Below are 21,214 nucleotides of genomic sequence, written 5' to 3'. Positions count from 1 at the left end.
GCTGCGCGCACTTTTTGCTTCATTCTTCCTGTGATCGAAGGAAGCTCGTCATCTTGGTACACATCCCGAACCGTCGAGTGGTCGTCATGAATATCCTGGAGGATCCCAGGCGTACCGGTGACAAATCGTAAATGATGCGCATCCAAGTCAATTGCCAAATGGGCTGCCAACATATCTGCATCAATGTTGATATACTCCCCGATCTTTGGATCATAGATCGGAGGCGTCAGACAAACCACATCGTATGTGACCAATACCGATTTCAAAAATTCTTTATGACACCCTGTGTAACGTCCAAACAGGGAGTCACGGACAATGAATGCTCGATTATTTTTGACAGCCTTCAGGGGCTTCGCTTTTTTGCCGGTCACAACCCCATTGTCGCCCCCGAGTTGGGCAAAGACATTCAAATGATGCGATTTCATTGCTTCCACTGTTTTGGCTAAGATCGTCTCATGATAAGCCGCACGGATGATCGGCATTTCCTCTGGAGAACAGTATCGAACTTCATCCCCGCTCGTCAAGGTGAGGAAAGGCATTTCCCGGTTGAGCTGTTCATACTTTTGTTTGATTCCCTCAGCGCCGCCGGCGACAAGGAGTACTTGATTTCCCCTCTGCACAATCTGTTGAATCTCCCTGAAAACCCCTGGTTTATTCATAATGGTACTGCTGCCAAGTTTGATTACATACAGTTTGTCCATTAGGGCCATGCTCCTTCTGCTGAAGATTGAACTCCCGTTTCCTCAGGGAAACCCATATAGAGATTGGCTGCCTGAATGGCTTGTCCGGCAGCACCTTTGATCAAGTTGTCAATACTTGCGATGGATACGCAGTTTCTTCCCTCCACATACACCCCGACTTCCACATCGTTGGTACCTACCACCGTTTTAATCATGGGCAGAGATTGGGCTCCATTTTTTGAACGGAGATAGTGAACGAATGGCTTTGACACATAAGTGCTGTAAAAAGCTTTTTTTACATCGATTTCCGAAACGTCTTCCTTCAGCCGGGAATACGAAGACACCGAGATCCCCCGGGGCAGATCCAAACTGTAAGTGGAGAACTGGAGCTCAATCCTTCGGCCCAGATGCTTCTGAAGGGCAAATTGAATCTCCGGTTGATGTCTGTGCCCATGAGCTTTGTGGGGCCGGAAATTGTGGGAGCGTTCCGCATGGGTCTCCGCACTGGATTTTCCCGCTCCACTTGAACCTGTTTTGGCATCCGTCACCACCCAAGATTCGATCAAGTCATGAGCCACCAGCGGATATAAGGAGTAAATGCTCGCCACCGCCATACACCCCGGAAGATTCACCACTTTGACATCCCGCTTGATCTCACTGAACTCCGGTATGTAGTAATGGCTGCCTCCCGAAAATTCATGTTTGAGTGTCTCAGGATAATATTTCTGCAAGAGGTCTGCATCCGGGATTCGATAATCCCCGCTGATATTGAAGATGTAATCCGTATGTTCCGCTATTCGCTCGATATGTTGAGGCAAAGAACCCGTGGGCAAGCAGGAAAAGATCAGGTCATATCTGCCATCCAACTCGGATAATTTTCTAAACCTTAAGTTACTCTTGTTTTTTTTGTGCCTGGATGATATGAAGTATCGATCCACAGGGGTGCCGGCCTTCGATTCAGATGAGATATACTCCACTTCAATATATGGGTGTCCGCCCAACAACCTGTACAATTCTGAACCGGTAAACCCGGTCCCGCCCAATATGGCCGCCCTTTTCACTTGGTTCTCCTCCAGTCATCCCAATCTGGCATCCCTTTCATATAAAACCTTGATTTCCTTGTTTTTTTCCACGACTTCGCGAATCATGTCGGGATTTTCCTCTATTTTTTTGAATGCTAGGGCGTAAGCTTGAATCCGTTCATATTCGATCGGTGATCGAAGTTCTCTGCAGAGGGTTAACGTGGTACGCAACATTTTCAACGTTTCGGGGAAGTGATGAAGATCATAACCGAAGTCCTCTCGTTCAGATAAGGTAAAGGGATATCCATTACCAAACCCTCTTCTGTTTTTGAAAGGAAGATGTCCCGGGATCGGCATGTTCTGCCACTCCCTTGCAAATACCCCCTCGCTGTTGATGAGCTCCTGGATCGCGTTTTTAACTTTGTAATCCTCCAGATCATCGAGTCCGAGGGATTCCGGAGAGATTCTTATCCGGTACATATTGTAACTGTGCTTGTATCCCTCAGGTACATAAGGTCCCTCGAATAACCGTGTCTCAGACAAGGCCTTGGTCAGATAATCCGCATTTCTCGCCCGGATCGCATCATAATATGGAAGACGTTCCAACTGGCTGATCCCAAAAGCGGCTACAATCCAGGACATCCGGTAATCAATGCCGGATTCCTCCAAGAAGGCTTGAGCCCTTTTCCAATCCGCCTCCTCTTTAAAAAATGCAATTCCACCTTCCCCCCCGACGGGGAAATTTTTGTCCGCCATCAGACTCTGACCCGCCCCATCGCCGATGGAACCGCACATCTGTCCATCGATCGAAGCAGAGTGAGCATGGGAAGCATCTTCCACCAAGCGCAAAGAATACTTGTTGGCGAGCTCCCTCAATCGGGGCAGATCTGCCGGCAACCCGTGCACATGGACCGGCATAATCGCCTTCGTTTTGTTCGTGATCGCTTTTTCCACCTTCACCGGATCCAAACAGTAGGTCCTTGGATCGATATCTACAAAAACGGGAATCGCTTTGGCGGCCAAGACAGCTTGTGCTGTTGCAATGAAGGTGAAAGCCGGCAAGATCACTTCGTCACCCGGTTCAACCCCCACCCCAACCAATGCTAGATGCAGGCTGGAAGTACCACTGGCAGTGGCAATGGCATGATTGGCTCCCACATACTTACGGTAAGCCTCTGTAAATTCATCAACGACACTGCCCTCATCCTGCTGAAGGGAGATCATCATCTGTGTGATGTCTTCTTTGGTAATCACAGGGAACACGGTTTTACGGATGTCTTCGGGAATGATCGGAGGACCGCCTTGATAAGCCAAGGTTTCTTTGATCCAATCCTCAGTTGGTAATGGGAGCGGCTTTCGAATAAAGTCTGTCTTCATTCGCACGATTCCTCCTCAACAGGGATAATTTCACACAGGCAGCAACCAGAGGACTCAGCCTGTAATTGAACTGGATCGCCGGTTGGATTTCCGGATCGCTTTCTTCCTGAGTCCACATCGTTTTCAGATCAAACGCTCCAAAGATTTTGAGCCGTTCAGCTTTCTTCCACACCATCGTGTCATCGGTCGCAATCGCCGCACAGGGACCAAAACCCAATGGAGTGAAATCCAGTACCAAAACGGAGGAACCATCCAGTTTGGAGTGAACCAATTCTTCCACCCGATTTAAATGATCCCAATCGATTGACACACGCTCAAAGCCCAGTGGTACCTTTTCATCAGAGACAAGCTCCACACCCAGCCAATGCAGGAATTTTCTCTCCTGCTCGCTTGCATGATCTATTCTGGTGGAAGAACCGTACACCAGATCCTGTCCCCACAGAGCAGCGTGGACAGCTCCGGTATAGCTGTTAAACAAAGATGCATATTTGGTTTTTGCAATCTTTTTGATTCTTTTTTCCAGTCCTTTTAATTCATTCTCATTTTTCTCTATACTCATAATCACCCCTGAGGTCAGGACCCGGGAGAGGACAAAGGAGATAGAGAAATAATCTTCTTCTTTAATCCGTGAGTTTTTCATTTTTCATCTCCCTTTATCACGAGTTAAAAACCAACTGTTCTTTACGTTTGGCGAAAATGCGACTGCGAACATATTTTGCAATGTAACTGGCTACATCCACACCATGTATTTTCCATGATTTAGAGAATTCTGGGTTTTGGTTTACCTCGCAGACCAAATAACATCGGTTACGGTGGTCATAGAATAAATCGACCCCATAGATCCCCTCGCCCAGGATCCTGGTCAACCGGTGGCAGATCAAACGAATCTCGTTGTTCATTTCCAACGGTTCCACTTCCGATCCCAGGTATGTATTTGTTTTCCAGTTATCCGGGGAAATCCTCCGAAAGGCAACAATCGGTTCCTTTCCCACAACCACCACCCGTATGTCAAAATCCCCCTTATCGATGTATTCCTGAATAAGCACCGGGAAGGACTGCTGACCCGGATCCAGGGACTCCCGGGCAGCAATCCATCCGTCCAGACAATCTTTCCCGACAATTCTAGCAATCCCCCGGCCCCACGATGAACTTGCAGGTTTGATGACGAATATTTTCCCGAAGGTTTCGAATGCATCCAATAGATGGGAGGTCCTGAAAGCAACCTTAAACCTCGGTTGCGGAATTTTATATTTTTGAAAAGTCACCGCCTGATATATTTTGTTCGTACAAATCATGATCGCCCTCACAGAGTTAAGCGTCTCCACTCCCGCCAACTCCAGCAGAGTTGCTCGGTTGAGTGCATTCTTCTGCGACAGGCAACGGATCAGCGCAATCCCCGACATCTGTTCCGGATGACCCGATTCCAAGGGAAGCTCCATGGAATCGAGATTGATTTGAACTTGAAGACCGTCTTTCTCCAGATAATCTGCAATTCGTTTTTCTTCTTCCCGCAGTTTAGTCACACAAAGCAAAACTTCCGTGTGATCGCTACTGTGTTGGGTCACTTTACTCTCCCCATGTTTCTTCAATTTCCGGTGCCAGTTCCACTTTGACCCCATCTCCCGTAATATGAACCTCGTGTTCTTGTCCGCAAGAGGCGCATTCCACGATCTCACCGGTGGTTGCATCCTGGTCCACACTGATTTCATCCTTGCATACAATACACGCTAATTTTTCCATTTTAACTTCTCCCTTCGCAAACTATGTTTTTTTCCATCAATTTCAAAGACAACTGTATACGAAGATGGAATAGCCTGTCAAGGATTTTTATTATATATTTTCAAATTATAACTATACAATTTCAGGATGAAATTATTGTAATAATGCAATATCCCATAAAATAATCTTTACTGTCGTCAACTTTTTATGTAAATTGTGCATCGGATCTATATTCCGATTTCTTCAAATGATGTATACGATATATAGAGTTACAGTTTGTTCTCTTCACCCGCGGGACAACAATCCACTCCTTTAGGGAGGGTCGTCTGAGATTTATTTATAATAATTAAAAAAACGAGAAAGCCCTCCTTTTTTAAATAAAGAAGTGCTTTCTCTTGTGCCAAGGGTGTTGATTGGGGCATGTCTGATCAAACCGTTGCTGGGAACCTGGGGATTGAATCAGTAGCCCCAGTAACCGACTAAAGCGAAGATGGTGGCGATCACCAACAGGAAGATCAGAAGCCGGCCCAGACCGAACCCGTAACCATAGTACCCGTAGCTCATGAACCACCCTCCTTTCCCGCCCTTCTCGATCCTATCCTATGCACGGGATTTTCAGCCGGGTGGGCTGGTTCCGCAGGTCGATCGTCCAAAAACAGTAAAGCTCCCGTCAATTCACAGACGGGAGCCTGAACCGGTTCATTGCTTCATGCGGGGGTCGAACACATCCCGCAATCCGTCGCCCAATAAGTTAAAGCCGAGGACGGTAAACATGATGGCTAAACCGGGAAACAACATCGTCCACGGGGCAGATTGAATGAAACCCCTGGAGTCGGACAACATCTTGCCCCATTCGGGTTCCGGGGGCTGGGCACCCAGCCCGATAAAACCGAGGGCGGCCGCTTCCAACACCGCTGTTGCAAAACCGAGGGTTCCCTGCACCATAATCGGAGTCCAGGAATTGGGCAGTATGTGTCGCAGCAGAATCCGGCTGTTTTTCATACCGATGGCCCGGGCGGCCAACACATAATCCTCCTGCTTCACGGATAACACCCGGGAGCGCATCAGGCGGCCAAAGGTGGGGATATTGATAATGGCGATGGCGTACATAGCGTTCTGCAGGCTGGGACCCAACATGGCCACAATGGCGATCGCCAACAGAATGCTGGGGAAAGCCAGCAGGATATCGAACATCCGGGAGATAATCGTATCTCTCCACCCTCCGTAATAGCCCGCAACCAAGCCAAGCAAAGAGCCGATCACAATGGAACCGGTGATGGCGAAAAAACCCACCCAGAGGGAGATCCGGGCGCCGTAAACCACCCGCGCAAAGATATCCCGTCCAAAATCATCCGTGCCAAACCAGTGATCCGCAGAGGGAGCTTGCAGCCGGGCGTCTGCATCAATCTGGTTGTATCCATAGGGAAGTAACAAGGGGGCAATCAAAGCGATGATAATGAAAAAGAGAATGATTCCCCCTCCGATCATAGCGGAACGGTGTCGCAGCAGGGCCCGCAGGGAATCCCGGAAGGGAGATTCCCGCTCCACTTCCGTCCCGGCTGTCGGCTCCGGTTCCCCGACCGGCATCGTGGGTGCATTGGTGGACATGGGATCACTCCTTTCCGTATTGGATCCGCGGATCGATCCATGCGTACATGAGGTCGACGATCAGGTTGATCACCACGAAAATCGTGGCCACTACCAAGATGCCAGATTGAATCACGGGATAATCCCGGGTGCTGATCGCTTCATACAGATAACGACCCACCCCCGGCCAGCTGAAAATCGTTTCGGTCAACACCGCTCCCCCCAACAGGAGGCCCATTTGGAGACCGAAGACGGTCAAAATGGGGATAAACGCGTTTTTCAGAGCGTGCTTATAGATAATCAGTCCCTCTCCCACTCCTTTGGCCCGGGCGGTCCGAATATAATCGGAACGAAGCACTTCCAGCATGCTGGAGCGGGTGATCCGGGCGATGATCGCCATCGGAATCGTCCCCAGGGCCAATGCGGGCAGAAGAATATGGTTGAATGCATCCATAAACGCCTCAAAATTCATTTGAATCAATGCATCTATAAAAACAAATTGGGTGATCGGTTCAAAAAACATCCGGGGATCCATCCGCCCGTTGGAAGGCAACCATCCCAACTCCTGGGCAAAAATCCACTGTTCCACCAGACCCAGCCAGAAAACCGGCATCGACACCCCGATCAATGCGATCACCATCGATGTGTAATCGACGACGGTATTGTGCCGCCACGCCGAGAAAATACCCAGATTGACTCCAAAGAAGACTGCGATGATCATCGCGGCCAGCGCCAACTCCATCGTGGCAGCCAAGTACGGACCGATCTCTTCCAGGATGGGACGTCCCGTCTTGATCGAAGTCCCCAAGTCTCCATGGAGAAGATCTTCCATATATCGAAAATATTGAAGATAAAGCGGATCATTCAAACCCATCTGCTGTTCCAGTTGCTTAATCGCCTCGGGAGAGGCCTTCTCCCCCAGAATGGCTTGAGCCGGACTACCCGGAATGGCATGGACAATAGAAAAAGTGATGAATGACATCCCGATCAACACCGGGATCAACATCAATAACCTCCGGATCGTATAGGCAATCAACAGTTTCACCAGCCTTTCAAAGCGGCCATGTGCAAGAAATAAAGGCGGCATTACGGTCCCGCAACGCCGCCATCAAGTTTACTTTTGGATGTCGACTTCAGCCAGACTCTCGCTTCCTCTCGGATGAGGGACATACCCTTTCACATAGGACTGCCCGGCGAGCGGCGGTTGGGCATGGACTAACGGAACCCATGGTGCATCTTCATGAATGATCTCCTGAGCCTCCATATACAGCTTTTCACGCTCGGATTGCTCTGTTTCCCGTTGCGCTTGGATCAGGATATCATGCAACTTGTCGCTTTTGTAGAAAGCATAATTCTGGGCGGGAATCCTCGTGTTATCCTTATCCAGGTTGACATAGATGAAGTTATCCGGATCTCCATTGTCTCCGTTCCATCCAAGCAGGATCATTTCATGCTCTCCTTGCTGAGCCTTCTCCAGATAAGTGGTCCATTCCGGACTGACGATCTTGGTTTTGATCCCGATCTTCTTCAGGTCCGCCTGGATGTACTCAGCAATCTTTTTCCCGTCGGGCATATATGGACGGGGTTCGGGCATCGCCCAAAATTCCACTTCGAACCCTTTCTCGTAACCGGCTTCCTTCAAGAGCTTTTTCGCCTTTTCAAGATCGTATTCATAGTCCTGAATCTCATCATTGTAGCCCCAGAGGGACGGTGGCATCGGGTTTTTGGCCGGTTCAGCCAGGCCCGCATAGAAGCTCTTGATCAATGCTTTTTTGTTGACAGCGTGGTTGATGGCTTGGCGCACCTTTTTGTTGTCAAAGGGCTTCTTCTCCATGTTCATGGCCAGGTAGCCCACGTTGTTGGGCGGTCGCTTGTAGAGCTGCAGCTTTTCATCGGATTCCACTCGTTGGGCATCATCCGGATTAAGCCCATCCATCACGTCGATGTCTCCGGATTGAAGTGCCGTCAAGCGGGCGGAGTTGTCCGGGATGGACTTGAAGATGATCTTATCCAGCTTGGGCAGCCCTTTTTGCCAGTAATCCTCATTTTTGACGAGGGTGATGGTATCCCCCTTCTTCCAGCTCTCAAATTTGAAGGGACCCGTCCCCACCGGATGTTTGGCGAACTCTTGGGGGTCCTTCTTCACCGCTTCCGGGGAAGCGATGGCAAAGGGAGACATGGCCAGATTCTGCAAAAAGGGACCTTGGGGCTCCTTCAATTTAAACTCCACCGTGTGCTCATCCACCGCTTTGACACTTTCGATCACATGGCCTTTGTCCTTTTTGAAGCCCCCGAACATGGAAGCATAGTAGATGAAGTCATCCTTTTTGCTCGGCAGCATCTCCTGGTTCATCCAGCGTTCAAAGTTGAAGACAACAGCATCAGCGTTAAAATCAGTCCCATCGTGGAACTTCACACCCTTGCGGAGGTGGAAGGTCCAGGTCTTTCCATCTTCCGATGTTTCCCACTTTTCAGCCAATCCAGGCACGACTTCCAGGTTATCCTTCTTATAATCGACCAAGGATTCCATCACATTTTCGGTTACCCGCATGGACTCCCCATCCGTCACCAAGGAAGGATCCAGTTTGGTGGAGTCCGCCCCGCGACCGTAGATCAGTGTCTTCCCCTGGTCAGCGGACTTGTTGCCCCCGCATCCGGCGAGAATGGTGGATAAAATAAGCGCAAATCCCACGGCAAGCAACAAAGACTTACGCATTTTCATCTGTCAAAACGCCCCCTTAAGATTTTATCTCGATCCAAAACCATTGCCTCGTAAACCTTCGCCTGCCAACACCTCCTTCACGAAATCTCATGATCCATCCTCCAACAGATGACAAGCTGCAAAATGACCTCCTCCGTAATCTCTGAACTCCGGACGGATTTGTCCACAGATTTTGATCGCCCGGGGGCAGCGGGTATGAAAGGCGCATCCCTTCGGTGGCTGGCTGGGGCTGGGCACGTCGCCGCTCAGGATGATCCGCTCCCGTTTCACTTCCGGGTCGGGGATCGGCACTGCCGACATCAGTGCCTGAGTGTAGGGGTGAAGCGGGTTGTCGAAAAGTTCATCCCGGTCGGCCAACTCCACCATCCGCCCCAAGTACATCACCCCCACCCGGTCACTGATATGCCGTACTACACTCAAGTCGTGGGCGATAAACAGATAAGTCAGGTCAAACTTTTCCTGCAAATCTTCCAGCAGATTCAATACTTGAGACTGGATGGAGACATCCAAGGCTGACACCGGTTCATCAGCGACGATCAGTTTCGGCTTTACCGCCAGTGCCCGGGCAATCCCGATCCGTTGCCGCTGTCCTCCGCTAAACTGATGGGGGTAACGAGCGGTATGATAGGAATCGAGGCCCACCACCTGCAATAACTCCTGCACCTCCTCCTTCCGCTCCCGGGCGGTTCCGATCCCATGAACCCGCAAGGGTTCCTCAATGATCTCCCCCGCCGTTTTTCTCGGGTTGAGGGAAGCAAAGGGATCCTGAAAAACCATTTGCAGTTCCCGTCGCATCCGGCGCATCTCTTCGGATTTCAACCGGGTCAGGGAAGTTCCCTCAAACTTCACCTCCCCCCCCGTCGGCTCTTCCAGGCGAAGAATGGTGCGGCCGGTGGTGGATTTTCCGCAACCGCTCTCTCCGACAATGCCCAGGGTCTCCCCTCTTTTCACGAAGAAGGAGATGTCATCGACGGCCTTCACTTCCCCCACCCTCCTGCCGAAAATCCCGCCACGGATCGGATAGTATTTTTTCAGATTTTTCACTTCAAGCAGTGTTTGTGGTGGCGTCACGATCCGCTCCCCTCCTTGTTCCATCTTTATCTTCCAGCCAACAGCGACTGACATGGCCGTCTCCCAGTTCAAGCAACTGCGGCTCCTGTTCCCGGCAGATATCCGACGCAAATTCACAGCGCGGGGCAAAACGACACCCGGTCGGTAACTTCCGTGGATTGGGAACATGGCCTGGGATGGAGTACAGTCGGTCGATACGCTTGTCCAGTTGGGGGATGGATTTCAGAAGGCCCTTGGTATAAGGGTGGCAAGGGTTTTTAAAAAGGGTTTGAACATCCCCCTGCTCAACCACCTGTCCGGCATACATCACCACCACCCGCTGGCACATCTCCGCCACCACACCGAGATCGTGGGTAATCATCAGAATGGCTGTTCCCGTCTCCCGGTTCAGCCGCCGCATCAGATCCAGGATCTGGGCCTGGATGGTTACATCCAAGGCCGTGGTCGGCTCGTCGGCGATCAACAGCTTGGGACGGCAGACCATGGCCATAGCGATCATCACCCGCTGGCGCATTCCGCCGGAAAGCTGGTGGGGATACTCATCCAGAATCCCTTCTCGGAAGATTCCCACTTCCCGCAAAGTTTCCCGTGCCCGTGACAGCGCTTTCTTTTTGTTGACCTTTTGATGTTGCCGGATCGCCTCCACCATCTGGTTACCGATGGTGAACACCGGGTTGAGGGAAGTCATCGGTTCCTGAAAGATCATCGCCACGTCGTTGCCCCGGATCTTCTGCCACTCCCTCCCCTTCAACCGGGTGAGATCCTTCCCTGCAAACCGGATGGATCCGCCTGCCACCTTTCCTGGCGGCTGGGGTACCAGTCCCATCACCGACAGCGAGGTGACGCTCTTTCCGCAGCCGGATTCTCCGACCAGTCCGACTATCTCCCCTTCACTGACAGTGAGATCCACCCCGTCAACCGCCTTCACGACTCCTTTATCTGTTTGGAAATGCATCTTGAACCCAGTGATCTCAAGCAATGCTTCAGCCATGAAGACACCTCAATCATATGAAATATCGGAAAAAGAATTCGGTGAATCGACTGGATAAATGAATCCCTTTATGACTGGATATATTCGATATAACTAAACAATCTTCCTTCAGTCAATATCTATTCAAAAAGACGGATAAGACTAAATCTTTTCTCCCATCTGTATCATCCAAAGAGAATCCTTGATTTCACAGCCTGGATCGGCTGTCCGCCCTTGTCGGACATTCAGGAATCGTCAAAAAATACCTTATATAAATTATCCATATTTTGGGTATAAAATTGTATGTGACCACATGACCGGTTTACAGTCCTACGCTTTTTCCAGATGATTCAAGGCAAATCGATGATGTCTCCTTTGTACAAAATTTATGATGAAGGGCTTGCTCTTTTGACCGATTTTTCGGAGCGGAGGGTAAATCATGGAGAAACCCTGCTCTTTACACCTTTTTTACATGGGCTTGGGTGGGAAGAACCGGTCAATCACCGTGAAACCCGCTGCCTCCATCCGGAATGAGGCGATGCGGTTATAAATGGGAGCCCATGGCCAGGAGCTTCACGCCATGTAAATCCAGAGAAGGGATCACATGATCAATAGAATTGGCGGACCAAGTGGTCTCTTCCAACCGACTTTGAAGAATTTCCACTTGCTGAAGCCCTTCTTCCCAGACTCACTCTTCGAGAACTGCCGACATCCGGGGTTCCAATGACTCTTTCTTGAATCAAGCAATCCGGAGGTAATTGTTTTCTTCTCTCCGGTGTATCCAACTTCTCCCTCGAGTCAAAGCTCTTGGCAGCCTTCCACTTTCCCCGATTCATCTGCGGGCAGATACAAAAAAGCCCGCAGCGGACCTTTTGGTGACCGTCACCGGGCATCGATATCCAATTCCCGCACCCGCTTCAGGTCACGACGTTTCTCCACATACTTTCGGATATCGTCCAACAGCTCCATTGGACGGGGGACCGCTTCCATCACCAAAATGGGCATGGTTTCGTCCGTTGTGATCAGGACCAGGTTTCCCTTGCCGAAGATTCGGTAGAGAAAAGGCTGCTCCAGTCTGAGATCCCGCACTCGATACAATTCGATCTCTTCGGTTTCCTTGGACAAAATCCCGGTGGTCACCCGGATCCGTTCCGTGGTCACTCGATAGCGGGTCGATTTCAGTTTCACCGCAACCCACAAAGCAATAAAGATTGGAATTACCAACACACAGGTCACCAGACATAACAGATAAGTACCGATACGGGCCACGTGGGAAGTGGCGCCTTCCCAAACGACTTCCTCCCGGGTCTCTTCCTGCATTTTCATCCACCTCCGTCTTTCACTTTACCATGAACAAGGATACTGACAAGCTATTAATCGCCTGATTTCTCTCAGGCGGAGGCAGAATCCTTTCTGAAGGCTTGTCTTGATACAGGAGAGGTTGCCCGCGGGATCTTACGGCGGGGAACGGTCAACAGATACTGATGAAAGGGAAGACAGCGGACCAGCTGAATCAATCCGACGGTCAGGGCAAGCACCACCACATAGAGCAAGGGGAGGAAAACCGGACTCCAGATCCGTGGGGAAAGGGTTTCCATCATCAGCATGATAATGATCGGATGTACCAGATAGATCCCGAAACTGAAATTGCCCAGGGCCATCAGCCCCCTTTTCACTCCCGACCACCGATCTCCCCAACGGAGGTGAGCCCCGATGCCGGCCAGAAGGAGGATGGGGGTGTTGAAAAGATTCATCGGGCGGGCGGGACCGTATAGTCCCTTTATTTGATATTCCATCATCCCTCCGATGAGGACCGGAACGGCCATCACCGGGAACCATCCCCCTTTTGTCCCCAACCATGCCCGGATTCGATCCCAATGGTGGGAGAATAATCCTCCCAACATAAAATAAAACATCCAGGCGGGAAACAGAGATTTCCTCGCCGAGTCGATCATCTCTCCCCAACTTCCGGCCCAGAGCGATGGATCCACCGTTAAAAAAATGAGATTGAGTGTCAGGGCCATCATGACCCCCACCCACCAGGCACCTGTGGAACACAGCAGTCGTTGAAGAAGAGGGAATATCAGATAAAACTGAATCACCACCGCCACGAAATATAAATGGTAGAAAGCCCGCCCGGATGCCATCATCATCGCCCAGTGTTTCCAGGAGACAAAATGGTCCACCTGGTATCCATATTTCAAAATGATCAGATAAACCATGCTCCAGATTAGATAGGGGATGACGATCTTGTGGATCCGGGAACGGATGAAACTCCACAGCCGGAACCCCTTCACTTTCACCTGATGAAAGAGGATAAATCCGCTGATCACCGCAAATACCGGTGTCCCGAACCTGGCCAGCTGATTGACCCAGAGGGTGAACCCGTCCCAACCTCCCTGCTGGTAGTAAACACCGGCAGATACATGGACAGCCAACACCAACAGACAGGCGACTGCCCGAATTCCGTTGATTTCTTCGATAAAGCGCACCATTTTCATGAGGTCCCCTCCTCTGATCCTCTCATGTGGCCCCAAGATAACATAGAGAATGAGGAAGGGATTCAATCTTCACCTAAACTTAAACAATTCCATCAATCCTTAACAAAAACATCCTTACCACTCTGCGAAAATAACATTGACAATCTTCTGATTTAAATTAATATACGAAGTGCAGACAAAATATAAAACGATCAGGAGGGAAGGTTTTGAAAGGGAAACGAGTGGGAATTGTCTCCGTCCTGGCCTTGGCCATCGTTTTAGTGTTCAGCACTTCGGCCTATGCCACACCGCCTTCCGGAAAAAATCCGGCGGAACGGGTGTCAGCGGAGCGGATTTATGGACATATCGCCAAGCTGGCGGACCGGGACAATGCCCGAATGACAGGGTTTGAAGGGGAACACCGTGCCGCCGATTATCTGGTGAAAGAACTGAAAAGATACGGGCTGAAAGTGGAAAGGCAGACATTTCCGATCCTGGCTTTCCGGAGTCACGGTTCTGAAGTGAAAATCACCACGCCTGATGAAAAAACACTGGAATCCCACACCTTCACCTACACTCCGGCCACTCCGAAGGGTGGATTGACTGCGGAGCTGGCTGATGCCGGTCTGGGACTTCCTGAAGACTTCTCCGGAGACGTCAAGGGGAAAATCGCCCTGATCCAACGGGGAGAGATCAGCTTCTTTGAAAAGGCGCAAAACGCCGCCCAAGCTGGTGCCGTCGGGGCGATCATCTATAATAACACCGAGGGGCCGGTCAACGGCACCCTGGGAGAACCCGCACAGATCCCGGTTGTCTCCTTGTCCAAAGAAGACGGGGAAGCATTGAAAAGCCAACTGACCACCGGGCAAAGGGTGGAAGCCACCATGGTCGCCGACGTGGAGCTTTTCCCCAGCCACTCCCAAAATGTGATCGGCACCATTCCGGCGCAGAAAGGACCGAAAAAAGCCAAAACGATTGTGGTGGGCGCCCATTATGATGGTGTGGACAGCGCCGCCGCCAACGACAACGCCTCCGGTACCGGCACGCTGTTGGAGTTGGCCCGGGTGCTGTCCAAAGAGAAGCTCCACCACAATGTCAGGGTGATCTTCTTTGGAGCGGAAGAAGTGGGACTGGTCGGCTCCACCCGCTATGTGGAATCCCTGAGTAAAGGTGAGCGGGACAACATCGCGGCCATGATCAATATGGACATGGTTGGAGTCGGGGATACAATCGGCATCATGACCGCCTCTGAGACGGCAGACAGCTTTGTTGCCAATCTGGCCGAGGAACTCGTCAAGAAAGGCGGACACGACTATGAACGGTACACCTCCACCCGCAGCGATCACGTTCCCTTTGAAGAGGCGGGAATCCCGACGGCTTTCCTGAACTACCACCCCGATCCGTACTATCACACCAAGGAGGATACCCCGGATAAGATCAGCAAGGAAAACCTGCACCACATGGGCACCCTGGTCACCCGGCTCACCCACACCCTGGCGGATAACAACAAGCTTCCCAAGAAAAAATATCGTATCGAGAAACTCCAACTGCAACAGATCCATTACTTTGAATCCGATTTAAAATGAATGAAAAGAATCCGCCCCCAACCAATTGGGGAGCGGATTCTTTTCATTCCCGATAATCGCAAAGATGTTTCCGATGATCCCCATATGATCGTGGTATCCGCTACAACCCCCACCTTTTTAACAAACCGGGTGAAAACAGCTCGATCAGGCTATTCAACCAGTCAGGAGGAAGTTACAAAAAAGGGTTGAAACTAATTGTTCTCAACCCGTATGTGGAAGAAAACATCAGATCAGTTCCTTCATCCCCATCACGGCGAGGACGGCCCCGGTGATGACAACCAGGATGGGAAGCCGGAAGTAAGCCAGACCTCCGGCCACCAAGCCGCCGATCAGGCCGACGTAGGGAACGCTGGGTTCCACGGACAGGACCCCCGGGAAGATCAATGCCCCTAGAGCGGCATAAGGGATACTGTTTAACCAGAGGCGAAACCGACGAGGCAACTTCCATCTGCCCATCACCCAGACAGACAGCCAGCGGGGAACCATGGTGACCAGAGACATTCCGAAAATGATCCAGACCAGATTCATGACGACTCCTCCTTCATCCAAAAGGATCCGATCCCCCCTCCAAGAACCGTGGCCAGGACGATGGCCCAGCCATCATCCAACACCTGGCTGAATCCCCAACAGAGAAGCATGCTAAACAGAGCCACAGCACCCGCCCGCCATTCCTTGCGGACGGCAGGTACCAGCAATCCGATGAACATCGCATACAAAGCGATGGACATACTTTCACTGAGCGTCGGCGGAATCACCCGGGAAAGAAGATGGCCCGCCAGGGAGCCGATAACCCAGGAAGTGTACGCTCCCAACATCATTCCCGCCACATATTGCGGTGACATCTTTTTTCCTGAGCTGGCCGGGACAGAAGCCATCGCAAAGGTCTCATCGGTCATCCCCGAGGAGATTGCAAGCTTCCAACGAAAAGGAAACTCCCGGAGTAAATTCATCAGGGAAAGTCCCATCACAAAATGGCGAAAGTTGAGGACAAAGGTGGCCGCCACCACTTCCACCCCCCCAACCCCCGTTGCCAACATATTGACAGCCATAAACTGGCTGGCCCCGGCATACACCAACATGGACATCAAGGTGGTTTGCAAAACGGGAACCCCCGTCTGCTGTGCAATCACACCGAAGGTGACAGCAACCGGAAAATATCCCACCATAATCGGAACGGCTGTGGATAATCCCCGGAACCATTCTCCCCGTTGTTGAGACACATCCGATTCTCCTCTGTTTTTCTAACAAGAATACCACAACAAAAAACCCCGTTCATCCGGGGTGATTTGGAAATTTTGCCCCTTTCCCTCCCGCGGTTCCCGGGGTCAGGATTGTTGGTTCAAACGGGATTGGATGCGAATCTTTCCCGATTGGGAGAGGTACTCTTCTTTCAGACGGTCCCAAGCCACCTGATGGGCCAGAGACTCCTTCTCCTCGATCTCTCCCGTCAGATGAAGCCAAATCAGTTGATAAGCAGAAGAATAGATTTCAGCGGCTCGCTTAGAAAGATGCGCCTTTACATGATCATGCAACGGCAGATTTTCCATTTCCACTGACATGCCCTCACTCCTATGCCGTGTTCATACGGAAAAAATCCCCATTCCACCGAAAATCCGAAAAAATACCCTTTCATTAAACCGGAATCTGACATGAAAGGCAATACCGATCCATCAATATTCTACGAGAGGCATAGGAAAAGCCGCCGAATAGCATAGTGGACATGTCGAAATCCCCAGAGATCACGGCTTTGGGATATAGACTTCAGTCCCCTCCAAAATCCCGGTCCGTCCCCGAACCGTTCCCTTCGGCGGCGGCCTCCGTAAGGGCTTTTTCTTCCAGCGGAATCCGTATCTTCAAAAGGACAAGCAAGTTGAGAACAGACAGGGTGATCGCCGTCACATAGGCGCCAAACAAGAGGGGCAAGACCAAAAGCTCCGTCACCACCACCACATAATTGGGATGGGAGAGGTATTTGTAGGGCCCGCGCACCACCCGCGGGTGTCCTGGTACCACCCAGATCCGGGTGTTCCAATAGGGGCCGAGGGAGTGAATGCTCCAGATTCGAAGTCCCTGGGCCGCCAGAAACAGAAAAAAGGGAATCGGCCACCAGGCAGGGGGTTCGGTGCCGATCCCGATCACCTCCCAAGCCAGGGATATAAAGAAAAGTAAATGGATTCCCACCAACAACGGATAATGCCCCCGACCCACCTCGACCCCACCCTGGCTGCGAATCCAGCGGGTATGCTTTCGGGCCAAAAGCAACTCCGCCCCCCGTTGTAACAGCAGACCGGTCATCACCATCGGAAACCAAAAGCTCACATCCCCCACCCCTTCCTTCACCATCGGAGCAGCATCAATTCGGAGCTGAAACCGGGCCCCAGCGCTGTCAACAAACCGTGCTCTCCTGGCTGATGGGATTCCTGCAGTTCTCGTTCCAGAACAAATAGAACTGTTGCCGATGACATATTGCCATATTTCTTTAACACAGCATGGGAATGAACCAACGCCTCACCAGGCAACTCCAGAACCTCCTGGTACGCTTTCAGTACCTTGGCTCCGCCGGGGTGAGCCATATAGCGACGGATCTGATCCGAAGCCACTCCCGTCCGCTCCAAAAATTCCTTCACCGCCGGCAGGACTTCTTTTCGGATGATTCCGGGAATGTCCCGGGAAAAAATCACCTTCAGCCCGTCATCGGTCACATCCCAGCCCATCACATCCAAAGAGTTCGGCCACGTCGTGGTCATGGTATCCAGCACTGCCGGCGGATCTCCCCACTCTCCCGGAATCCGGGCGGCATCTCCTGCCACCAGCACAGCGGCCGCTCCGTCGGCAAACAGGGAAGTGGCCACCAGATTGCTTTTGGAGCGGTCGTTCAGCCTGAAGGTGAGACTGCACAATTCCACTGCCAACAAAACCACTCGGCTGTCGGGAAAAGCCCGGGCATATTCACAGGCTCGGGCCAACCCTGATGCCCCCCCGGCACACCCCAATCCCCAGATCGGAGTCCGTTTTACATGCCGGTTTAATCCCAACCCCTTCACCATACGGGCATCAATACTCGGAGTGGCCAGGCCGGAGGTGGAAACAAAAAACAGATGATCCACCTCTCCTGGTGAAAGTCCCGCCCTTTCCAGGCAACGGATCACTGCTTCCTTCCCCAGAAGACAAGCCATCTCAATGTAGATCCGGTTCCGTTCGGCAAACCCTCGATCCTGTTCATACCAGGCTCGGGGGCGGCTCAGATATCGAGTTTCAATCCTGGAATTCTCAAAAATCGGCAGATATCGGTCGATGTCATCGAAGGAATCTTCAAAAAGCCGGCGCACAAACTCCCTTGCTTCTTTCTGGGGAAGGATATGCTCCGGAACTGCGGTACCCACCGACACGATCCGAGGCATAAATCCCATCCCTCCAATCTTTTTTGGGACTTTTGTACCTGCTAGTCTGCTCCTTCCAACTGGAAATATACGCCACACGAACAGCAAGAGACCGCATGCCCTGAAGTACGCACGGTCTCTTGTCATCCGGTTCCTCCTACGGGTTCACATCTTCCGCAGCTTCACTTCCCGGACCACATGATCCGGCCCTTTGGTCAGGATAAGACGGGCACGCTCCCGGGTCGGGAGGATGTTTTGCAACAGGTTGACCCGGTTGATCTCCTCCCAGATCCCCCGGGCGGTAATGACGGCCTCTTCTTCGGTCAGGTCGGCATAGCGGTGGAAATAAGAGTTGGGATCGCGGAATGCGGTTCGGCGGAGCACCTGAAAACGCTCCACATACCAGCGAGCGATATCCTTTTCATCCGCATCCACATAAATGGAAAAATCAATAAAATCGGATACAAAAACAGAGGGAGCCACAGGCCCCACACAGGGATTCTGCAGAATGTTCAGTCCCTCCACCACCACGATGTCGGGACGGCGAACCCACTTTTTTTTCTCCGGCAAGATATCGTAGGCCAGATGGGAATATAGAGGTACGCTCACTTCTTCTTTACCTGATTTCAAATCAGCCAGAAACCGGATCAATCCCTCCAGGTCGTAGCTTTCAGGAAAGCCTTTTCGTTTCATCAGGCCTTTTTCTTCTAAAACCCGGTTGGGGTAGAGAAACCCGTCCGTCGTCACCAATTCCACCCGGGGATTGCCCGGCCAGCGACGCAAAAGTGCCTGCAGCACCCGGGCGGTTGTGCTCTTACCCACGGCGACACTGCCGGAGATCCCGATAATAAAGGGGATTTTGGGGTTCAGGTCTCCCAGAAACAACCTCGTAGCCTCGGACATCTTGCGGTTGCTGGTGGCTAACAGGTTCAGGAGACGGGACAGGGGGAGGTATACTTCCGATGCTTCTTCCAGGGAGAGATTTTCGTTGATCCCCCTGAGATTCTCCAATTCTGTCTCAGTCAGAGGCATGGAGACAGAAGCTCGCAACTTTTTCCACTGCTCCCTGTTCAATGTGAGATAAGGTGATAAACTCTCCGGCGATTTCATCCTTGTCGCCCTCCTCCCGTATGCAATTCCCACCCTATTGTACCTGAAGGAGAAAACCACGAAAATAAAAGATTTCTTCCTTTTGTCCGTACCAAAGCAATCACAAGAATTCTGCGTTCGCCCGGGAAGCTCTGTTGACAAAGGACGATCCCCATTTCTACCACTTGATGAATGATCCGGGGTGAATGTTTGTGAAACCCCGGATACACTTGTATTCATCACCATCCGGCTGTCCACTGTCTCCGCCCCTTTCAGGGTGAATCGGCAATAGGCCGTATGCGAAAAATTCTCCCTTCGGCAGATGGCATCCGGACGTCATCTCCTTTATGCTTGTATCAAGCAGCCCGCCACAACAACCTCCATTTATCCATGTTCCCCCCATCAGGGGGGCTTTTTTTGATCCTGGGAACTTTTTATCTCCACAACAGTCGAAACAAGCCTATTATTCTGTGATACAATGCCCCAAAAGGCCTGTACTCATCCCGAGGGTTTTTCGGAGGATCAAACCTTGAAAATCAAGTTTACCGCGACACACTGGCTGGTATTGGGGTCTGCCATCACCCTGTTTATCTTGGATCTGTGGATCGAAAACGACTCCGATTCCTTCTATTTCAACACCTTTTTAGGCGACCTGCTGGGATTCGACTTTCCCTTCATCATCACATTCCTCTTGGTGATTTTCTGTATTCTGGTGGCCCGGTTGCGTGGGGAAGAATATAAAGCAATCCTCGCCGATAAGGCGCGAACCTTTATGGAACTGTATGACGATTTGCAGGAAATGCAGTGGAGAAACTCAGTGGAGAAAGCGATGGAACGCTTCACCAAGAACGAACCTTACGTGTTGGCCGCCCAGCTGTACAGATACAGCTTCAAACATTATCACCATCATGTGAAAGTGCAAGCCAATCATGTTTCTGCCTATGTTTCGGAAGGGATCGAGTTAAATGCCTTGGTGCAGATCATCTTTCAGATCGACAAAAAACTGTACAAACAGTTCATCCAAGCCAAAAAAGAGATGGATCAAAATATCCCCGATCGACTGCTCACCCTCATCGGGAATCTTTACCATGAGATCAAAGAACAAAGTCATCAAGACCGGATGAATGACCAACTGGCGATGAAATACGCCTTTTTGGTGATGGGAGTCAACATTTTGGAGAATAAACTGAATCTCGATGTCTCCTTTTCCCTGGACCCGGAGATTGAGCGGAAGTTGAATGAACACAAGCGAACGGGGATCCTGCGCGGAATTTTGTTGGACGATGAAGTTTATACCTTTGAACACAAGGGAATCAGCCGCAAACGGGGACGCCTCTATCTCACCCGGACCACTCAGGTCCACGATACACCGTATATCTTCCTGTTGACGATCAACCCCGATCTTTTATCGGAAGCGGAGGGCTACGACCAACTGGAGCAACTTCAAAAAAAATTCGCGAAACATATGCAACAGGCTTTCGATTTGTCGTATACTATAAACAGAGATCAATGATGAAAAGGGGTCGGATCG

The 21,214-nt window shown here is 51.1% G+C and carries 21 protein-coding genes and 1 pseudogene; 2 read left to right on the top strand and 20 right to left on the bottom strand.

Features of this window, described 5'->3' with window-relative positions:
* Positions 1-20 precede the first annotated feature (20 nt).
* The 14 genes and pseudogenes from IEV46_RS18765 to IEV46_RS07770 form a co-directional block, all read right to left on the bottom strand.
* A pseudogene (locus IEV46_RS18765) lies at positions 21-659 on the bottom strand (amino acid kinase family protein); the annotation flags it as partial.
* A 41-nt stretch (positions 660-700) separates the two neighbouring features.
* A complete protein-coding gene (argC, locus tag IEV46_RS07830) occupies positions 701-1,741 on the bottom strand; it encodes an N-acetyl-gamma-glutamyl-phosphate reductase (protein WP_229735971.1) in 1,041 nt (346 codons plus the stop codon).
* A gap of 15 nt (positions 1,742-1,756) precedes the next feature.
* The gene (locus tag IEV46_RS07825; RefSeq protein WP_188431673.1) at positions 1,757-3,079 is read right to left on the bottom strand and encodes a DegT/DnrJ/EryC1/StrS aminotransferase family protein; all 1,323 of its coding nucleotides are present in this window, start codon (positions 3,077-3,079) and stop codon (positions 1,757-1,759) included.
* Entirely contained in the window at positions 3,036-3,719 is a 684-nt protein-coding gene (locus tag IEV46_RS07820; RefSeq protein ID WP_188431671.1) for a degT/DnrJ/EryC1/StrS aminotransferase, read from the bottom strand. Before IEV46_RS07820 ends, IEV46_RS07825 begins: the two co-directional genes overlap by 44 nt.
* Before the next feature lie 16 nt (positions 3,720-3,735).
* Entirely contained in the window at positions 3,736-4,644 is a 909-nt protein-coding gene (locus IEV46_RS07815; protein WP_229735969.1) for a RimK family alpha-L-glutamate ligase, read from the bottom strand.
* 1 nt (position 4,645) lies between these two features.
* The gene (locus IEV46_RS07810) at positions 4,646-4,819 is read right to left on the bottom strand and encodes a lysine biosynthesis protein LysW (protein WP_188431661.1); all 174 of its coding nucleotides are present in this window, start codon (positions 4,817-4,819) and stop codon (positions 4,646-4,648) included.
* A gap of 438 nt (positions 4,820-5,257) precedes the next feature.
* Positions 5,258-5,362 carry a sporulation protein YjcZ gene (locus IEV46_RS07805; RefSeq protein ID WP_188431659.1) on the bottom strand — a complete coding sequence of 35 codons (105 nt, stop codon included), beginning with the start codon at positions 5,360-5,362 and terminating at the stop codon, positions 5,258-5,260.
* Between the two features lie 135 nt (positions 5,363-5,497).
* Positions 5,498-6,406 (bottom strand): nickel transporter permease, encoded by a 909-nt coding sequence (nikC, locus tag IEV46_RS07800; RefSeq protein WP_373284579.1) that lies wholly within the window; start codon positions 6,404-6,406, stop codon positions 5,498-5,500.
* A gap of 4 nt (positions 6,407-6,410) precedes the next feature.
* Positions 6,411-7,421, bottom strand: coding sequence for an ABC transporter permease (locus IEV46_RS07795; RefSeq protein WP_188431893.1), 1,011 nt, complete (start codon positions 7,419-7,421; stop codon positions 6,411-6,413).
* 78 nt (positions 7,422-7,499) lie between these two features.
* Positions 7,500-9,107 (bottom strand): ABC transporter substrate-binding protein, encoded by a 1,608-nt coding sequence (locus tag IEV46_RS07790; protein WP_188431656.1) that lies wholly within the window; start codon positions 9,105-9,107, stop codon positions 7,500-7,502.
* An 87-nt stretch (positions 9,108-9,194) separates the two neighbouring features.
* Positions 9,195-10,178: an ABC transporter ATP-binding protein gene (locus IEV46_RS07785; RefSeq protein WP_229735967.1), complete on the bottom strand. Its 984-nt coding sequence runs from the start codon at positions 10,176-10,178 to the stop codon at positions 9,195-9,197.
* Positions 10,153-11,169 (bottom strand): ABC transporter ATP-binding protein, encoded by a 1,017-nt coding sequence (locus IEV46_RS07780; RefSeq protein WP_308420292.1) that lies wholly within the window; start codon positions 11,167-11,169, stop codon positions 10,153-10,155. Before IEV46_RS07780 ends, IEV46_RS07785 begins: the two co-directional genes overlap by 26 nt.
* Before the next feature lie 861 nt (positions 11,170-12,030).
* Positions 12,031-12,468, bottom strand: coding sequence for a PH domain-containing protein (locus IEV46_RS07775; protein ID WP_229735966.1), 438 nt, complete (start codon positions 12,466-12,468; stop codon positions 12,031-12,033).
* 71 nt (positions 12,469-12,539) lie between these two features.
* Positions 12,540-13,649 carry an acyltransferase gene (locus IEV46_RS07770; protein ID WP_188431652.1) on the bottom strand — a complete coding sequence of 370 codons (1,110 nt, stop codon included), beginning with the start codon at positions 13,647-13,649 and terminating at the stop codon, positions 12,540-12,542.
* Positions 13,650-13,855: 206 nt separating this feature from the next.
* On the opposite strand from IEV46_RS07770, the gene IEV46_RS07765 reads away from it, so the two are divergent.
* The gene (locus IEV46_RS07765) at positions 13,856-15,214 is read left to right on the top strand and encodes a DUF4910 domain-containing protein (protein WP_188431650.1); all 1,359 of its coding nucleotides are present in this window, start codon (positions 13,856-13,858) and stop codon (positions 15,212-15,214) included.
* Between the two features lie 225 nt (positions 15,215-15,439).
* Here IEV46_RS07765 and IEV46_RS07760 read toward each other — a convergent pair whose 3' ends face one another.
* From IEV46_RS07760 to coaA, 6 genes are all read right to left on the bottom strand, one after another.
* Positions 15,440-15,742, bottom strand: a complete 303-nt coding sequence (locus IEV46_RS07760) for an AzlD domain-containing protein (RefSeq protein ID WP_188431648.1) — start codon at positions 15,740-15,742, stop codon at positions 15,440-15,442.
* The gene (locus IEV46_RS07755) at positions 15,739-16,434 is read right to left on the bottom strand and encodes an AzlC family ABC transporter permease (protein ID WP_229735965.1); all 696 of its coding nucleotides are present in this window, start codon (positions 16,432-16,434) and stop codon (positions 15,739-15,741) included. Before IEV46_RS07755 ends, IEV46_RS07760 begins: the two co-directional genes overlap by 4 nt.
* Positions 16,435-16,539: 105 nt before the next feature.
* Positions 16,540-16,773 (bottom strand): ChaB family protein, encoded by a 234-nt coding sequence (locus IEV46_RS07750; RefSeq protein WP_188431646.1) that lies wholly within the window; start codon positions 16,771-16,773, stop codon positions 16,540-16,542.
* Positions 16,774-16,975: 202 nt separating this feature from the next.
* Positions 16,976-17,533, bottom strand: coding sequence for an isoprenylcysteine carboxyl methyltransferase family protein (locus IEV46_RS07745; RefSeq protein WP_188431644.1), 558 nt, complete (start codon positions 17,531-17,533; stop codon positions 16,976-16,978).
* 17 nt (positions 17,534-17,550) lie between these two features.
* Positions 17,551-18,615, bottom strand: a complete 1,065-nt coding sequence (locus IEV46_RS07740) for a type III polyketide synthase (RefSeq protein WP_373284577.1) — start codon at positions 18,613-18,615, stop codon at positions 17,551-17,553.
* Between the two features lie 144 nt (positions 18,616-18,759).
* Positions 18,760-19,704, bottom strand: a complete 945-nt coding sequence (coaA, locus tag IEV46_RS07735; protein ID WP_188431640.1) for a type I pantothenate kinase — start codon at positions 19,702-19,704, stop codon at positions 18,760-18,762.
* Between the two features lie 508 nt (positions 19,705-20,212).
* On the opposite strand from coaA, the gene IEV46_RS07730 reads away from it, so the two are divergent.
* Positions 20,213-21,196 (top strand): hypothetical protein, encoded by a 984-nt coding sequence (locus IEV46_RS07730; RefSeq protein WP_188431638.1) that lies wholly within the window; start codon positions 20,213-20,215, stop codon positions 21,194-21,196.
* The last annotated feature ends 18 nt before the right edge of the window (positions 21,197-21,214 follow it).

Origin of the sequence: Kroppenstedtia guangzhouensis (assembly GCF_014637345.1) — a bacterium.
Classification (GTDB): Bacteria; Bacillota; Bacilli; order Thermoactinomycetales; family DSM-45169; genus Kroppenstedtia; species Kroppenstedtia guangzhouensis.
The sequence above is the reverse complement of the archived record's forward strand: the minus strand, read 5'-3'. Positions and strand labels throughout refer to the sequence as shown.

Excerpts from the sequence above, each read along its gene's own strand:
- nikC (WP_373284579.1), bottom strand. The coding sequence starts at position 6,406 with ATGTCCACCAATGCACCCACGATGCCGGTCGGGGAACCGGAGCCGACA.
- coaA (WP_188431640.1), bottom strand. The coding sequence starts at position 19,704 with ATGAAATCGCCGGAGAGTTTATCACCTTATCTCACATTGAACAGGGAG.
- IEV46_RS07790 (WP_188431656.1), bottom strand. The coding sequence starts at position 9,107 with ATGAAAATGCGTAAGTCTTTGTTGCTTGCCGTGGGATTTGCGCTTATT.
- IEV46_RS07805 (WP_188431659.1), bottom strand. The coding sequence starts at position 5,362 with ATGAGCTACGGGTACTATGGTTACGGGTTCGGTCTGGGCCGGCTTCTG.
- IEV46_RS07810 (WP_188431661.1), bottom strand. The coding sequence starts at position 4,819 with ATGGAAAAATTAGCGTGTATTGTATGCAAGGATGAAATCAGTGTGGAC.
- IEV46_RS07740 (WP_373284577.1), bottom strand. The coding sequence starts at position 18,615 with ATGCCTCGGATCGTGTCGGTGGGTACCGCAGTTCCGGAGCATATCCTT.
- IEV46_RS07750 (WP_188431646.1), bottom strand. The coding sequence starts at position 16,773 with ATGTCAGTGGAAATGGAAAATCTGCCGTTGCATGATCATGTAAAGGCG.
- IEV46_RS07760 (WP_188431648.1), bottom strand. The coding sequence starts at position 15,742 with ATGAATCTGGTCTGGATCATTTTCGGAATGTCTCTGGTCACCATGGTT.
- IEV46_RS07820 (WP_188431671.1), bottom strand. The coding sequence starts at position 3,719 with ATGAAAAACTCACGGATTAAAGAAGAAGATTATTTCTCTATCTCCTTT.
- IEV46_RS07780 (WP_308420292.1), bottom strand. The coding sequence starts at position 11,169 with ATGGCTGAAGCATTGCTTGAGATCACTGGGTTCAAGATGCATTTCCAA.
- IEV46_RS07825 (WP_188431673.1), bottom strand. The coding sequence starts at position 3,079 with ATGAAGACAGACTTTATTCGAAAGCCGCTCCCATTACCAACTGAGGAT.
- IEV46_RS07770 (WP_188431652.1), bottom strand. The coding sequence starts at position 13,649 with ATGAAAATGGTGCGCTTTATCGAAGAAATCAACGGAATTCGGGCAGTC.
- IEV46_RS07775 (WP_229735966.1), bottom strand. The coding sequence starts at position 12,468 with ATGCAGGAAGAGACCCGGGAGGAAGTCGTTTGGGAAGGCGCCACTTCC.